Annotated in this window: 14 protein-coding genes; 12 read left to right on the forward strand and 2 right to left on the reverse strand. The window is 63.9% G+C overall.

The features are described 5' to 3' along the window. Window positions 1–16 precede the first annotated feature (16 nt). From OU993_RS02360 to OU993_RS02415, 12 genes are all read left to right on the forward strand, one after another. Complete coding sequence (locus OU993_RS02360; protein ID WP_268154609.1) at window positions 17–610, forward strand: RNA polymerase sigma factor; 594 nt, start codon at window positions 17–19, stop codon at window positions 608–610. Beyond that, on the forward strand, window positions 603–920 hold the full coding sequence (locus OU993_RS02365; protein ID WP_268154611.1) for a hypothetical protein: 318 nt from the start codon (window positions 603–605) through the stop codon (window positions 918–920). The genes OU993_RS02360 and OU993_RS02365 overlap by 8 nt, the downstream gene beginning before the upstream one ends. Next, window positions 917–1366: a periplasmic heavy metal sensor gene (locus OU993_RS02370; RefSeq protein ID WP_268154613.1), complete on the forward strand. Its 450-nt coding sequence runs from the start codon at window positions 917–919 to the stop codon at window positions 1364–1366. Before OU993_RS02365 ends, OU993_RS02370 begins: the two co-directional genes overlap by 4 nt. Window positions 1367–1445: 79 nt before the next feature. Continuing rightward, the gene (locus OU993_RS02375; protein ID WP_268154615.1) at window positions 1446–2960 is read left to right on the forward strand and encodes a DUF1800 domain-containing protein; all 1515 of its coding nucleotides are present in this window, start codon (window positions 1446–1448) and stop codon (window positions 2958–2960) included. Window positions 2961–2964: 4 nt separating this feature from the next. Next, window positions 2965–4188, forward strand: coding sequence for a DUF1501 domain-containing protein (locus OU993_RS02380; RefSeq protein WP_268154617.1), 1224 nt, complete (start codon window positions 2965–2967; stop codon window positions 4186–4188). A gap of 146 nt (window positions 4189–4334) precedes the next feature. Next, on the forward strand, window positions 4335–5678 hold the full coding sequence (locus OU993_RS02385) for a chloride channel protein (RefSeq protein WP_268154619.1): 1344 nt from the start codon (window positions 4335–4337) through the stop codon (window positions 5676–5678). A 277-nt stretch (window positions 5679–5955) separates the two neighbouring features. Then, window positions 5956–6990, forward strand: coding sequence for a TRAP transporter substrate-binding protein (locus OU993_RS02390; RefSeq protein WP_268154621.1), 1035 nt, complete (start codon window positions 5956–5958; stop codon window positions 6988–6990). Window positions 6991–7067: 77 nt separating this feature from the next. Next, window positions 7068–7607: a TRAP transporter small permease gene (locus OU993_RS02395; protein WP_268154623.1), complete on the forward strand. Its 540-nt coding sequence runs from the start codon at window positions 7068–7070 to the stop codon at window positions 7605–7607. After that, a complete protein-coding gene (locus OU993_RS02400) occupies window positions 7607–8920 on the forward strand; it encodes a TRAP transporter large permease (RefSeq protein ID WP_268154625.1) in 1314 nt (437 codons plus the stop codon). Before OU993_RS02395 ends, OU993_RS02400 begins: the two co-directional genes overlap by 1 nt. A 271-nt stretch (window positions 8921–9191) precedes the next feature. Further along, complete coding sequence (locus OU993_RS02405; RefSeq protein WP_268154627.1) at window positions 9192–11099, forward strand: PatA/PatG family cyanobactin maturation protease; 1908 nt, start codon at window positions 9192–9194, stop codon at window positions 11097–11099. A 43-nt stretch (window positions 11100–11142) separates the two neighbouring features. After that, window positions 11143–11427: a hypothetical protein gene (locus OU993_RS02410; protein ID WP_268154629.1), complete on the forward strand. Its 285-nt coding sequence runs from the start codon at window positions 11143–11145 to the stop codon at window positions 11425–11427. An 80-nt stretch (window positions 11428–11507) separates the two neighbouring features. Continuing rightward, window positions 11508–11711, forward strand: a complete 204-nt coding sequence (locus tag OU993_RS02415) for a hypothetical protein (protein ID WP_268154631.1) — start codon at window positions 11508–11510, stop codon at window positions 11709–11711. A gap of 11 nt (window positions 11712–11722) precedes the next feature. Here the strand turns inward: OU993_RS02415 and OU993_RS02420 are convergent, their stop codons facing one another. Both OU993_RS02420 and OU993_RS02425 read right to left on the reverse strand, forming a co-directional pair. Continuing rightward, entirely contained in the window at window positions 11723–13090 is a 1368-nt protein-coding gene (locus tag OU993_RS02420) for a virulence factor family protein (protein WP_268154633.1), read from the reverse strand. After that, window positions 13087–14400, reverse strand: a complete 1314-nt coding sequence (locus OU993_RS02425; protein WP_268154635.1) for a phosphatidylglycerol lysyltransferase domain-containing protein — start codon at window positions 14398–14400, stop codon at window positions 13087–13089. Before OU993_RS02425 ends, OU993_RS02420 begins: the two co-directional genes overlap by 4 nt. Window positions 14401–14501 lie beyond the last annotated feature (101 nt).

The raw sequence follows: 14501 nt of genomic DNA on the forward strand, positions 1-14501 counted from the left end.
CTGCGCACTGAACTGCATGATCCGCCGGGAGAAGATCGACCTGCATCCTGTTGAAAACGAGTCTCAATCTGATCCGGATGCAGATCTCCTGCGGCGTGTGGCGGCAGGCGATGAGGTTGCCATGCGGGCGCTGGTCGCGGCCAAGCTGCCGCGGCTTCTCGCGCTGGCACAACGTATGCTGGGCGACCGGGCGGAGGCCGAGGACGTGGCGCAGGAGACCTTTCTCCGGATCTGGAAACAGGCGAGCCGCTGGCAGACGGGCCGGGCGAAATTCGATAGCTGGGCGCACCGGGTGGCGCTCAACCTCTGTTACGACCGACTGCGCAAGCGGCGCGATGTGATCACAGACGACCTGCCCGAACAGATCGATCCGGGACCGCTGCCCGATGCCGGGCTGACCGAGAACAGCGACAGCCGGCGCGTGGAGCTTGCCCTGCAAAACCTTGCGCCGCGGCAACGGGAGGCGATCATTCTGGTCTATTATCAGGAGTTGTCGAACCGCGAGGCCGCCTCGGTGATGGCGGTCAGTGTCGATGCGTTGGAAAGTCTTTTGTCGCGCGGGCGGCGCATGCTGCAGAGCCTCTTGCTGGGAGATGGTGACGATGAGTGAGAACGGAAACCGCGAAGAGTGGCTTGATGCGCTGCTGGCCCGGCATAAGGTTCAGGCGCCGGACAGCGCGCTTACCGGGCGCATTCTCGCCGATGGCTTGAGGCTCCGCCAGCGGCGGGCGCGGATCGGCCGCTGGCTGACCGGGGCTGGCCTGATCGGCATCGGCCTGGCCGGGGCACTGTCCGGGGCAACCGTGGTGATGGTGCTGTCGCCTTCGGTTCAAGGCCTTGCACCATCCGAGACGCTGGAGACGGCTTTCGGCTCGGTCCAGACGGAAGCGCAGCTCGCAGAGATCGGTGAGGTTCAATGACAGAGATTTTCTATCGCAGGCTCGTGCTCGGCCTGCTTTTCCTCAACACGTTTCTGCTCGCAGCCGTGATCGGCGGCGGCGTATATTACCTGTCCGGAGAGCCGCGACAGTCAGCACAACGCCTGCCGCTGGCGGGCGAACAATTACCGGGCCAACAACGGCAGGCGCTACAGCAGGCGCTGGCGGAGGCGCGCCGTGCCCTACGCTCCACCCAGCTCGAGGCGCGCCAGGCACGCGTCGAGGCCGCCGCCCTGATGGGCAAGCCGGAGCTGGATACGGCAGCCCTTTCCGGGGCGCTGACGCGGGCGCGGGAGGCGGAGATGGCGGTGCGGGCGGCCGTCGAAGCCCGGGCCGTGGCGTTTGCCGCCACCCTCTCCGTCGACGAACGGCGGCGCCTGGCCGATGGCCTGATCGGGCGTGAGGCACCCCGCCCTGCCACGAAATGATCACATTTGCCAAGCGACGGATCAGCCCCACCTCATCCGTTGAAGGACCGATGACGATGAAACGGAGGTCGTATCGGTCATGGCAAATCCCAAGGATTTGGATGCTGCGCTCGCGCTCTGGCGCTTCGGGCTCGGCGCGCAGCAGGGCAGCATTGCCGCCATCAAAGACGGTCCGCGCGATCTCTTGCTGCAGGAAATCACGGAGCAGGCCGTGCCCACCCCGGTCGGCGGCACACTTCGTTCCTCCGGCGACCTTCTTCTTGCCCTTTATGACTATCAGGATCAGGTGAAAGCGGAGCGCGAGCGCCCGCTGCCGGCCGCCGTCGAGCCGACCTCCGCTCCGGCGGCGGCCGGTCCCCCAGGCGGCCAGATGACGGGCGGACAGATAGCGGCCGCGGCAACGGCCATGATGCCTGGCATGGACAAGGGGCCTGACACCAACGCCAAGAGCATGAATGCCCGCCCCGCCGACAAACGCCCCAATCTGCCGCAGCAGATCCTGCTTGATGAGGTGGATGCCCGTTTCAACGGCACGATCCACGAACCGCTGATCGGGTTTGGCGAACGGCTTGCGATGTTCTGGGCGAACCACTTTGCCATTGCCACCGGCAAGGGTGGCGAGGTGCATATCCTGGCCGGCTGTTTCGAACGCGAGGCGATCCGTCCGCATCTGTTCGGCCGGTTCGAGGACATGCTGGTGGCGGTGGAAACCCATCCGGCCATGCTCGTTTTCCTCGACAACCGCCAGTCGATCGGCCCCAACTCGCCGGCCAACAAGAACGGCAAACGGGGGCTGAACGAAAACCTCGCCCGCGAGATCCTGGAACTGCATACGCTGGGCGTTGATGGCGGTTATACCCAGGCGGATGTGACGTCCTTTGCGCGGATCATCACCGGCTGGACGGTGTTCCGCAAGGAGAAGCGGCCGGGGCCGCAGGGCGAATTTTTCTTCAACGCCAACACACATGAGCCGGGCGACCACACGGTGATGGGCGTCACCTATGCCGAAGGCGGTGTCGAACAGGGGCGTGCCGTGCTGCACGATCTCGCCCGCTACCCCGCCACCGCCCGGCATCTCGCCTTCAAGCTGGCGCGCCACTTCGTTTCGGATCAACCGCCGCCGCAACTCGTCGAGGCCATGGCTGCGGCCTACACGAAAAGCGACGGCGATCTTTCCGCCGTCTATACGGCGATGATCTCGTCCGATGCGGCCTGGAGCCCGAGGCTGACGAAACTGCGCCCGCCCCTGCAATATGTGACGGCGATGTTGCGGGCCTCCGGCCTGCGCCCGAAACCGCAGCAGATCGTCTCGACCCTCAGGGCGCTCGGCCAGCCGATATGGGATCCCGCCGGACCGAACGGTTTTTCCGACGTGACAGACGGCTGGGCTTCCTCGGAAGGGCTCGCCACCCGCATCGAAGCGGCCAATCTCTTTGCCCATCAGGTGGCGGGCGGCGTGGATCCGCGTGCCTTTGCCGGCGACCGGTTCGGCCCGCTTCTGTCGGACGAGACGCTGCAGGCGATCTCACGGGCCGAGACGCGGCCGCAGGGCCTGTCGATTGCCTTTCTTGCCCCCGAATTCGTGAGGAGCTGATCCGATGTCTTGCGAACTTTTGACCCCCACCCGCCGCGCCGTGCTCGGCGCCTCCGGAGCGCTCTTTGCCTGGGCCTTCATGCCGAAGTTCGCGACGGCCGCGCAAGGGCGCGATCCACGCTTCGTCACGATCATCCTGCGCGGCGCGCTGGACGGGCTGACGGCCGTGCCGCCCGTCGGCGATCCGGGTTACGAGGGGCTGCGCCAATCGATCGCGTTGCACACGGAGGGCAACCAGCCGGCCCTGCCGCTCGATGGCTTCTTTGCGCTTCATCCGTCGATGCCGAATTTCCACCGGCTCTACCAGGCAAAACAGGCGGCCGTGATCCATGCCAGTGCCACGCCCTATCGGGAGCGGTCGCATTTCGACGGGCAGGACGTTCTGGAAAGCGGTTATGCCACTCCCGGCCATGTGGAAAACGGCTGGCTGAACCGCATGCTGCAGGGCCTGCCGGCGGGCGACAAGATCACGCCCGGTGCCACCGAGCGGGTGCGCGGACTGTCCGTCGGGGCAAACGCGCCGCTCGTCATCCGTGGCCCTGCTCCGCTGCTCGGTTGGGCGCCTTCGGTGCTGAAACAGGCGGACGGCGACCTGCCGCCGCGGCTGATGGATCTTTACGACCGGACCGACCCGATGCTGGCCGAACTCCTGAAGGAGGGCATCGAGACCGGACGGATCGCGTCGGGCATGGACATGAAGGCCAAGGGTGGACCGGGTGATCCGAACGGCATGGAGCAGATGGCGCGCGGTGCGGCGAGACTTCTCGCCGACGACGAAGGTCCGCGCATCGCAGCCCTTGCCTTCGAAGGCTGGGATACGCATGCGCAGGAGACCGAACGGCTTTCCAAGCTGCTTTCCGGCCTCGACCGCGCCTTCGCCGCCTTCGAACAGGAAATGGGTCCGGCCTGGAAGGATACGGTGGTGCTCGTCGCCACCGAATTCGGCCGCACGGCCCGTATCAACGGCACCGAAGGCACCGACCACGGCACCGCCACCACCGCCTTCCTCGCCGGGGGTGCTGTGCGCGGCGGCCGCGTGATCGCCGACTGGCCGGGGTTGAAGGACAACCAGCTCTACGAAGGCCGCGACCTTGCCGCCACCACCGACCTGCGCGCGGTGATCAAGGGCATCGCCACCGATCTTCTGGGCGCCGATGCCAAACACCTGGCAGAAGCGGTCTTTCCGGGATCGGGTGCGGTTCAGCCGATGAAGGGGCTGCTGGTGTGAGATAGATTACGGCCCACTGCCCGACCTCCGGCGGTGGGCCGGCTTTTCCGTGCGGGGCGCTCTAAAAATTCTCGGCCTGCGGGTTGATGATGCGGCGCAAAAGGCGTTTACAGAGATGAAACGCCCGCCGCCCACGGATCTTTCCCATGCCGCCTCGTTTCCGTCGTTCCAAGGTCTTTCGCCGTTCCCGCGTGATGCGTGGCTCCTGGGCGGTGTGGAAACCGCGGATCGTCTTTTGGATCGGCGCCATTGCGATCGGCGTCGTCAGCGTCGGTTTTGCCGCGGCGGCCGACCATGCGCAGCATCTGTTCCGCGTGCTGCTGGAAAGCTCAGCGCAGAGTTTCCTTCTGCCGCTTGTGCTGACGCCGGCCGGTTTTGCGCTCTGCGCCTATCTGTCGATCCGCTTCTTTCCCAATTCGCAAGGCAGCGGCATTCCGCAGGCGATCGCCGCACGCCATCTCAACGACGAAACCTCGCGCGGGCTGTTGCTGTCGCTGAAGATTGCCGCGGGCAAGGTGCTGTTGACGATCGTCGGCCTGTTCTGCGGCGCGTCGATCGGCCGCGAGGGGCCAACGGTGCAGGTGGGCGCGGCGATCATGCTGGCGAGCGGGCGCATCGGCGGCATGGCACAGGCGCGCGGGCTCATCCTGGCAGGCTCTGCCGCCGGCATTGCCGCCGCCTTCAACACGCCGCTGGCCGGCATCGTCTTTGCCATCGAGGAGATGAGCCGCACCTTCGAATCGCGTGCCAACGGGCTGGTGCTGACAGCGGTCATCCTCTCCGGCCTTGCAGCGCTCGGCCTCGTCGGCAGCTATACCTATTTCGGCGAAACCAATGTGGCGGCTGTCGCCGCCACCGACTGGCTGCTGGTGCCGGTCTGCGGCCTTGCCGGCGGCGCACTTGGCGCGCTGTTCAGCGCCGGCGCGCTTGAGGTGGCCAGACGGCTTCGCCGGTTCGCACAGCCGGCACCGATGAAGCGCATGGTTGCCACGGCGACCGTCGCGGGGCTTGCGGTCGCGGTCATCGGCATCCTGTCGGGCGGCGATACGTTCGGCACGGGTTATGAACAGTCACGCGCGATCCTGGAAGGCCAGGCGCCCTCGCCGCTGCTGTTTGTCGAAAAATTCCTCTCCACCTTCCTCTCGATGGCGTCCGGCATTCCGGGCGGCATCTTTGCGCCGTCGCTGACGGTCGGCGTCAGCCTCGGCGGCACACTGGCCAGCTTTGTCGGCGGCAATATCGCGCTCGGTGCTGTGCTCGGCATGGCCGGTTATTTCGCCGGCGTGGTGCAGGCGCCGATGACCGCCTTCGTCATCATCATCGAGATGACCGGCAACCAGGGCTCGGTGATCCCGATCATGGCGGCCTCGATGATCGGTTATGTCACCTCACGGCTGCTTGCGCCGGAACCGCTTTATCACGGCCTGTCACGCCCCGTCCTGGCGCAGGCCCTGCGGGCCAAACGCAACGAGGATGCCGCCCGGATCTGAGCACGGAGCCGGGAATTTCCCCTGAAAACGGGCTTCGGGAGGTTATCCGCCCCGGAGAATGCTATCTGCCATAATCATATGGTTATGCATGTCATGCCAATTTTTATTTGCGGGCTTTATCCGCTTCTGTAAGCATAACCGTCATGGAAGACTGCGAGTAGAGGATAGCGGCATTCCGGGAGACGCGGGAACAGCAAAGAGGGCTGTTTTTCGATGGTCGCGGGGACTGCCGGTCTTCGGTCTTTACATATCAATGCTGGCGCGATGGGAGGAGAACATGTTGCGCAACCTTATGCTGGCCGGAATTTCCGGTGTCGCCCTTATGATGTCCGGCGTTTCCGCCTTTGCCGCGGATGTCACCCTGAAACTGCACCAGATGCTGCCGCCCCAGGCAACCATCCCGGCCAAGGTTCTCGAACCCTGGGCGAAGAAGGTCGAAGCCGATTCGAAGGGCCGCATCGTCGTCGAACTCTATCCCTCCATGCAGCTCGGCGGCCGTCCTGCGGACCTGGTGGATCAGGTGAAGGACGGCGTGGTGGATCTGATCTGGACGGTGATCGGTTATACGCCGGGCCGCTTCCCGAAGACGGAAGCCTTCGAACTGCCCTTCATGGTCACGACCGCCGAAGCGACCTCGCTCGCCTTCCAGGATTATTACGAAAAGCACCTGAAGGATGAGCTGAAGGACTACCATGTTCTGGCCGTGCACACACATGGTCCGGGCCTCATCCACACCATCGGCTCGAAGCCGGTGAAGTCACTCGACGACATGAAGGGCCTGAAGCTGCGCGGCACCTCGAAGGTCGTCAACCAGATGCTCGAAGCCATGGGCGCTTCGGCCATCGGCATGCCGGTGACCGCCGTACCGGAATCGCTGTCGAAGAGCGTCATCGACGGCACCGTCGTTCCGTGGGAAGTGACGCCCTCGATCAAGATCGCCGAACTGGCGCCGAACCACACCCAGTTCTCCGGCAAATACGGCCTCTACACGGGCACCTTCCTGTTCGCGATGAACAAGGACAGCTATGACGCCATGCCGGATGATCTGAAGAAGATCATCGATGCCAATTCCGGCAAGGATCTGGCGCGCATGTTCGGCCAGGTGATGGATGCCGGTGACAAGCGCGGCAAGGAACTGGCCGACAAGGCCGGCAACACGACGATCACGCTCGACGAAGCCGAAACCGCCAAGTGGAAGGCACAGGGCGAAGCCGTCACCAAGAAGTGGGTTGCCGACATGGACGCCAAGGGCCTCAACGGCACCGGCCTCTACAAGGACGCGCTCGACCTGATCGCGCAGTATTCGAAATAAGTCTTTTCCCTCACATCCAGGCGGTTTGCTGAACGCAAAGCGCCTGGATTTTTCTATCGATACAAGGATGTGCCGCAATGGCAACCGTTCCCCCGACTGCCCTTGATCGTTTCGAACGCTGGACCAACGGCCTCGCAACCGCCCTCGTCGCGGTTGGCGGGCTCTGTCTCGTCGGGGCCAGCGTCTTGACCGGTCTTTCGATCATGGGATCACTGGCCGTCCGTCCCATTCCAGGCGAAATCGAGATCGTCGAGGCGCTGTGCGGGCTGGCCGTCTTCGCTTTCCTGCCCTTTTGCCAGCTGCGTCGCGGCCATGTCGGCGTCGATCTTCTGATCAGCGCCTTCGGCCCGAAGGCGATGAACTGGACGCAGCTTGCCGGCGACGTCATCATCACCGTGCTGATCGGGCTTTTGACCTGGCGTCACTGGGTGGGTTTCATGGACAAGCTCGGCAATGGCGAGACGACCCCGCTCCTGCTCATTCCCGTGTGGTGGGGTTATGCGATCGCGCTCGTCCTGCTCGCCGCCAACCTGATCACCTGTCTTTTTGTCATTCTGGCTGACCTGCGCGACATTCGCCATGGCAACGCCATCGTCGCGTCTGTCGGAGTTCATTGATGAGCAGCATTGAAATCGGACTCTGGTCCTTCCCCGTCCTGATCCTCCTCATCTTCCTGCGCGTGCCGATCGGCGCGGCCATGCTCGCCGTCGGCACGATCGGCGTCTATCTGGTGCTCGGCCGCTGGACACCGATTCTGGCCCAGATGAAATCGCTGACCTGGACGACCTATGCCAATTATTCGCTCTCCATCGTGCCGCTGTTCCTGCTGATGGGACAGTTTGCGGCGCGTGGCGGCATGAGCCAGGCGCTGTTTAATGCCGCCGCCGCCTTTGTCGGTCACCGAAAAGGCGGCGTTGCGATGGCGGCGATCGGTGCAAGCGCCGGTTTCGGTTCGATCTGCGGCTCTTCGCTCGCCACAGCTGCGACCATGGCGCAGGTGGCACTGCCGGAACTGCGTCGCCACGGTTATGCGGGCGGCCTTTCCACCGCAGCGCTTGCAGCCGGCGGCACGCTCGGCATCCTCATTCCGCCGTCGGTCGTGCTGGTCATCTACGCGATCCTGACCGAACAGAATATCGCCAAGCTTTTCCTCGCGGCCTTCGTGCCCGGCATCATCGCGGCCATCTCCTATCTCATCGTGATTGCCATCTATGTGCGCCTGAAACCGGAATCGGCAGGCCAGGCGCCCCGCATGCCCTGGAAGGACCGGATCCCCGCCCTCATCGCCGTCTGGCCGGTGGCGCTGATCTTCTTCCTCGTCGTCGGCGGCATCTATCTCGGCTGGTTCACGCCGACACAGGCCGCTGCCGTCGGCGCGGCAGGCACGGGCCTTGTCGCCTGGGCGAATGGCGGGCTCGACCGCAAATCGCTGCTCGACTGCTTCAAGGAAACCGCGGTGTCCACCGGCATGATCTTCTTCATCGTGCTGGGTGCCTCGGTGTTCAACTCCTTCATCGCGTTTTCGCGGCTGCCGCAGGTGGGGGCCGAATGGGTGACGGCGCAGGGCTTCTCGCCGATGACGGTGCTGATCATCATCCTGGTGCTCTACATCATCTTCGGCTGCATCATGGATTCGCTGTCGATGATCGTGCTGACGGTGCCGATCTTCTTCCCGATCGTGACCGCCATGGATTACGGTCTGTCACCGGAACAGTTCGCCATCTGGTTCGGCATCCTCGTGCTGATGGTGGCCGAGATCGGCATGATCACGCCACCGGTGGGGCTGAACCTCTTCATCATATCCGCGATGGCGCGCGAGGTGCCGGTGCGCGAGACCTACAGGGGCATCGTTCCCTTCGTCTCGGCAGACCTGCTGCGCATCGTCCTGCTGACGGCCTTCCCGATCATCTCGGTCTTCCTGATCAGCTGACGGTCACCGCCACAAACAAAACAATCGGCAAAGCGCGTCCCTCGGGGCGCGCTTTTTGCGTTCGTGGCAGATGTCGCGAGCGGCAGCATCGCAAGCCATTCTCATTGGTTGCATGGTTAAATAAAGCTCGCTTTACGTGTATAATTCACTGGACACGCAGAGGCTGTATTGCTATAAAGCAAGCAACAAATAATTACATAAGACAGAGCACCCACCATTCAATCACAGAGCAGTCGGACAGTGCGGCATAGGCCGCCTGGGGAGGTCAGCGATGCCCGAAGACCAGAGCATGCCTGCAGTCGATCTCTTCGATGGCGGGCGGGACGATATCGTGATCGCGATCCTTGACGGAGACGCCGATCTCACCCATCCGAGCCTGGAGGGGGCCCGGGTCAGCCGCATCGGCCCCTTCTTTCCGGATGATATTCATCAATCGAAACAAAGATTTGGCCGCGATCATGGAACGGCGATCGCAAGTCTGATCTTCGGCCAGCCGGCGACGGCTGCAACCGGGCTTGCCTGGCGCTGCCGGGGTGTGATCCGCCCCATCTACCGGGATGGCAAAGACGGGATCGAACCGGCGAGCCAGGAGGACCTTGCGGTGGCAATCCGCGAGGTGATGGCCGCCGGCGCGGACATCATCAACATCAGCGGCGGCGAGCCGAGCGGGGACCTCACGATCCATCCGGACCTTGCTGCAGCACTTGCAGATGCAGAAGCCCAGAATGTACTTCTGGTTGCAGCCGCCGGCAACGAGGGTTGCGACTGCGCCCATATTCCGGCGCTCGCACCCAGCGTGCTCGCCGTTGGCGCCATCGACCCGGACGGATTGCCTCTGCCCTCCAGCAACTGGGGCGACCACTACGCCCGGCACGGCATCGTCGCCCAGGGCGAAGGCCTGGTGGTTGCCGCCGCAGGCGGAAGCGTGAAACAGCCGCGCGGGACCAGCATTTCGGCGGCGCTCGTGTCCGGCGCTGCGGCTCTCCTCCTCTCGGCCGCCCGCAAGGCCGGGCTTTCGATCGGCGCTCCCCTCCTTCGAGACGCTCTCGTCTCCGGCGCAGAACGCGTCGATGGAGAGGACGCCCACAAATACCTGGCAGGTCGCATCGATCTTACCGGTGCGCTCACCCGGCTTCTTCCCCATGTCCAACCCCCAAACAGCCAAGCAGAGGTAGTCATGACTGAGATTGATGTTTCGGATGCCCCTCATGGGGATCACAACCCTTCGTTCCACCCGACCGCAGCCGATGCATCGGCCCGGCTGGCGCCCTCGACAGTCGACACCCGTGCCGCCGTGCCGACCGTAGCACAGGCACCGTCGCGCATGACGGGCATCCGACCGCACGAAGAAGAGCAGGATTGCCCGACCTGTGCCAAGGGCACCGGCGAAGGGGCTCCGCTCATCTACGCGCTCGGCACGTTGAGCTATGATCTGGGCAGCGATACGCGCCGTCGCTCGCTGCTCTCCTCCTTCGACGAAAAGGCGCTGAGCGATCCCTCCGCCATGCTGAAGGAACTGAAGAAAGCGCAGAATGCGCCGCTCGCCGAGGCGATCACCTGGATCCTGTCGGTGGATGAAGTGCCGCTCTACGCAGTCCGTCCCGCCGGCGCCTTTGCGGCGGAGACCTACAAACAACTGGTCGGCTTCCTGGACGATCATCTGAACGAAGGGGCCGAGCGCATTTCCCTGCCCGGCGTACTTGATGGGCACGTGGCCCTGCCCGGTGGGCTGATCCTGCCTGTGGTCGTGCCGGAAATGCGCGGCATGTACAGCTGGACGACGTCCGAACTGGTCAAGAGCCTGATGGCCGGCATCACCGCCGAAAAGGCCGCCGACCGCGAGGCCGCCATCGGCAACTTCCTGGAGCGCATCTATTTCGAGATCCGCAATCCCGGTCAGGAACCGCAGGACCGGGCGCTGAACTTTGCCGCCACCCAGGCCTACCAGGTCGAGAAAGTGTTCGAAAGTGCGATGAAGGAGGATCTGCAGCTCGATGGCATCGAGGTGGAGAAAAGCCCCATTGCCCGTCCGAACTCCGACAGCTGGGATGTCAAGCTGACCTTCTTCAATCCGATGCGTCGGTTGGAGGAAGCCAGAATGATCTTCCGGTTCACCGTTGACGTCTCCGACGTCATTCCCGTGATGGTCGGAAAAGTACGCCAGTGGCGCGCCTACTGATCCGCCTCACTTCCGAAAGCAGCAACCGTGAAAGGATGAAATCATGCGTCTACCCGTACAGACTGCCGGCGTCATGCCGTCCACATCCCTTGCCGGCATCCGGCCCAGCATCAGTTTCTGCGCCTCGGTTTCGGTGCAGAACGGCCAGGTGTGCGTCAAAATTCCGATCCTCGGAACCAAGTGCATCCCGATCCCCCTGCCGCTGCCCTCCGGCACGGCGGCCCAGGCCTGCGTCAGCACCTGCGGCTCCTGGATCCCGACCGGCGCCTGCATCACGGTCACCGCGCTCGGAAAGCAGGTCGCTCACGAGTGCATCGGCTCCTGCTGAGAGCTCCACTGACAACGTCCTCCGCTCCCTTGCCGGGGCGGGGGACGGCATCGTTCAAAATCCTTCGACGGAGGCCCATCATGAGCAATGAGGATCAAGACGAGAAGCCGCAGCCGGCTGAGCCACGCCGCCGGATGCGCCTGCCCCCGATCATCAAGCCGGAAGATCGCGGTGTCGGCGACGTCATAGCGCGCTTGGCGGAATCGGCCGGCATCACCCCCTGCGGCGGTTGTCGCGAGCGGCAGCAGAGGCTCAACAACTGGATGCCGTTCCGGCATTCGTGAGGGGCGTCTGGTCAGTCCAGGGCCGCGGTGCGACTGATGCGGCTGACGATGGCATCGGCGATGATCTTGTAATTGCCGTCGAAGTGATGGCCGCCGGGGCGTTCGATCACCTCGGCGCCTGGAAGGGTTTTGACGGCCGGACAGGCGGTGTCCTCTTCCTTCGCGCCGTAGACACACTGGACGAGATCGGTCTTCAGGCCCTTCAGATCCTCGACGGGATCGCCGTGTTTGCCCGCCCCGGCCACGCCCAGCCAGCCCATGACGGAGATCTGGAAGTCCGCCTGATGGCTGAGCGCCAGCAGAGACAGGAGCGACACGCTGTCCGCCTGCGCCTTCGGCAGGCGCTTCACGGTGGCCGGCAGGATATTGGCGCCGAAGGAATAACCGATCAGCGCCACACGTTTCACCCGCCAGCGGCTTCGATAGGTATCGATGATTTGCGCCAGATCCGCCGCCGTCTCCTCCGGGCTCTTTTCGCGCCAGAAATAACGCAGCGCGTCGACGCCGACGACCGGAACGCCGTCCTTCTGCAGATAGGCGGCAAGCTTCTTGTCGATGTCGCGCCAGCCGCCATCGCCGGAATAGATGATGGCGAGCGTATCGTAACGGGGTTTGGCCTCCATCGGCACGATGGGCAGGTCGAGTGGCGTGTGTGCCCCCTGCAGCCGGTCGAGCGTCGCATCAAGGCGTGACGCCAGCCGGGCGAAGGCCGGCTTGTTGCCGCCATCGGTTACCGCGACCTCCGGATGGCTGGCCTTCAATGCCGCGGCGTGAGCCCGGCCCTCGGGCATGGCCGCTTCGCCAAGATCGATGGAGACGGGATTGGGCAGCGCGCCGGGCGTCAGACCATACATGGTGCCGCCTTCTGCAACCGTCTTCGGCGCCGGCGTGCAAAGCACTGTCGTCAGGGGAATGGTGGTGGTCGGATCGACCGCGAGCGTCTCGTCGATCGTGGCGGGTGGCGTCTGTGCGGCAATCGCCAGCGCCAAAGCACCCCCCTCACCCACACCGGCAACCACCGGTGCACGATAGGTCTCAATCGCCATGCGGCGATGGATCTGCTGGCTCAGGGCTTCGATATCGGCAACGAGGTAATGACAGTCGGCGGCCTTGGCCGAGAGCTTTTCATACCACTGCCTCAGATCCACACCGATCACTGCGGCACTGCGCGCGACAAGCCGCCCTGCCGCGTCGGCCTCGTCTTGCGTCCAGCCATCGCCATCGGAAATCAGAAGAACCACGGCCTGCGGTTTGCCGTTCGGAAAGGACAGATGGGTCGTGGGCAACGTTGCCGTCGTAAAGACGTCGCTGGCAGACACAGGTTCTGTTACAAAAAGGCCGGCCAGAAACGTCGATGCCAGGAGAAGCGGCCGCATCATCGGCGCAAGATGCCTTTGATCCCGCCACCGATCAGCATGGTCACATCCAGCAGCGATCCAAGAGGCAGGCCGGAGCCACTCACGACCAGATAACGGGATTCCCATTTCGGATCGAACTTGGACTTGAAGGCCAGCACGCCGCGGAAATTGTAGAACCGTTCGCCGTTTTCGAAGACCTGTCGGCCGATCTGGTTCCACAAGGGCGCGTAATCGCCGTTCGGCAGACCGGCCAGCGGCGCCATGCCCATGTTCAGCGTCCGGAACCCGTCCGCCTTCAGGCGTTCCATGATCTTGACGAACAGAAGGTCCATCATGCCGCGATGGGTGCCGGGAATATGGCGCATCAGATCGATGAAGGCGTCACCATCTGCCGGCGCGGTCATGATCGAGGCAAAAGCCACGATGCGGCCCTCCATGCGGATGACGGCCACCGATTGTGCCGCCACATAGGCATCCCGGAAGGTACCGAGCGAAAAGCCCTTTTCCGCCGCGTTATGGGCCGCGAGCCAGGCATTGGACACGCCGCGCAGTTCGTCCAGCACGGCCGGCACCGCGTCCGGAGACAAGAGCGAAAATTCAAGCCCGTCGCGTTCGGCACGGTTGATCGACCGACGAAGCTTCAGCCACTCGCCGCCCTGCAGGGAAAACCCCTTGAGGTCGACAATCGCCTGTTCCCCGAGCTTGTAGGGATTGAGCCCAGCCTCGACGGCAATCGGCAGGAATTGCGGCGACACCTGATAGAAGACCGGCCGGCGGCCCTGGCGTTTGGCATCGCGCACGAATTTGAGAACCAGATCATGCCAGGCCTCCTTCGGCCCGACCGGATCGAACAGCGCGATCTGCGACTGGCCATGACAGCCGAACATGATGAAGGCATCCCCGGCGTCGGACAGCAGGATCTGCTTGTCGCCAAGGCGCACAAGACCCGCGCTGGCATTGCCCTGCTCGTTGAGGATCGCGACGGCCTTTTCGAGCGCGACGGGACAGACGGCCGTCTTGCGGCGCCGCATGGGACCGACGAAACGGCGCCCGGCCCAGGCACCGGCGATCAGCGTGAAGGACAAGGTGGCGCCCGTCGTCTCGCCGATGCCGGGAGCCCCCCAGAGGCGAAGAGCAAACAAGGCCTCTTCCATGAACAGATAAACGAACAGGACGCCGGCCAGCGCAACAAGGCTGGTGAAACCGAAGAGGTTGCTACCCGGCCTGACATGCCGGGCGATGTCTGCCAGATAGGCGGCGATGCGCGACGGCGACCGGGTGGTGAGGGTCGTCGGGACGATCATATCACGATCAGCGGAAAGAGTGTCCATAACACGTCCGGTTGAAGCTCGATCTCAGCTATAACGGTGCTGCATGTGCCGAAGCTTATCTCACAGGTTTGTGAACGAAGCGGTAAGCCGCAAGGTTTTCA

Origin of the sequence: Rhizobium sp. SL86 (assembly GCF_026672545.1) — a bacterium.
Lineage (GTDB): Bacteria > Pseudomonadota > Alphaproteobacteria > Rhizobiales > Rhizobiaceae > Neorhizobium.

Bases quoted from the DNA above. Each gene is read 5' to 3' on its own strand.
- OU993_RS02380 (WP_268154617.1), top strand. From the start codon at position 2,965: ATGTCTTGCGAACTTTTGACCCCCACCCGCCGCGCCGTGCTCGGCGCC.
- OU993_RS02375 (WP_268154615.1), top strand. From the start codon at position 1,446: ATGGCAAATCCCAAGGATTTGGATGCTGCGCTCGCGCTCTGGCGCTTC.
- OU993_RS02410 (WP_268154629.1), top strand. From the start codon at position 11,143: ATGCGTCTACCCGTACAGACTGCCGGCGTCATGCCGTCCACATCCCTT.
- OU993_RS02405 (WP_268154627.1), top strand. From the start codon at position 9,192: ATGCCCGAAGACCAGAGCATGCCTGCAGTCGATCTCTTCGATGGCGGG.
- OU993_RS02390 (WP_268154621.1), top strand. From the start codon at position 5,956: ATGTTGCGCAACCTTATGCTGGCCGGAATTTCCGGTGTCGCCCTTATG.
- OU993_RS02360 (WP_268154609.1), top strand. From the start codon at position 17: ATGATCCGCCGGGAGAAGATCGACCTGCATCCTGTTGAAAACGAGTCT.
- OU993_RS02370 (WP_268154613.1), top strand. From the start codon at position 917: ATGACAGAGATTTTCTATCGCAGGCTCGTGCTCGGCCTGCTTTTCCTC.
- OU993_RS02400 (WP_268154625.1), top strand. From the start codon at position 7,607: ATGAGCAGCATTGAAATCGGACTCTGGTCCTTCCCCGTCCTGATCCTC.
- OU993_RS02425 (WP_268154635.1), bottom strand. From the start codon at position 14,400: ATGGACACTCTTTCCGCTGATCGTGATATGATCGTCCCGACGACCCTC.
- OU993_RS02415 (WP_268154631.1), top strand. From the start codon at position 11,508: ATGAGCAATGAGGATCAAGACGAGAAGCCGCAGCCGGCTGAGCCACGC.
- OU993_RS02385 (WP_268154619.1), top strand. From the start codon at position 4,335: ATGCCGCCTCGTTTCCGTCGTTCCAAGGTCTTTCGCCGTTCCCGCGTG.
- OU993_RS02420 (WP_268154633.1), bottom strand. From the start codon at position 13,090: ATGATGCGGCCGCTTCTCCTGGCATCGACGTTTCTGGCCGGCCTTTTT.
- OU993_RS02365 (WP_268154611.1), top strand. From the start codon at position 603: ATGAGTGAGAACGGAAACCGCGAAGAGTGGCTTGATGCGCTGCTGGCC.
- OU993_RS02395 (WP_268154623.1), top strand. From the start codon at position 7,068: ATGGCAACCGTTCCCCCGACTGCCCTTGATCGTTTCGAACGCTGGACC.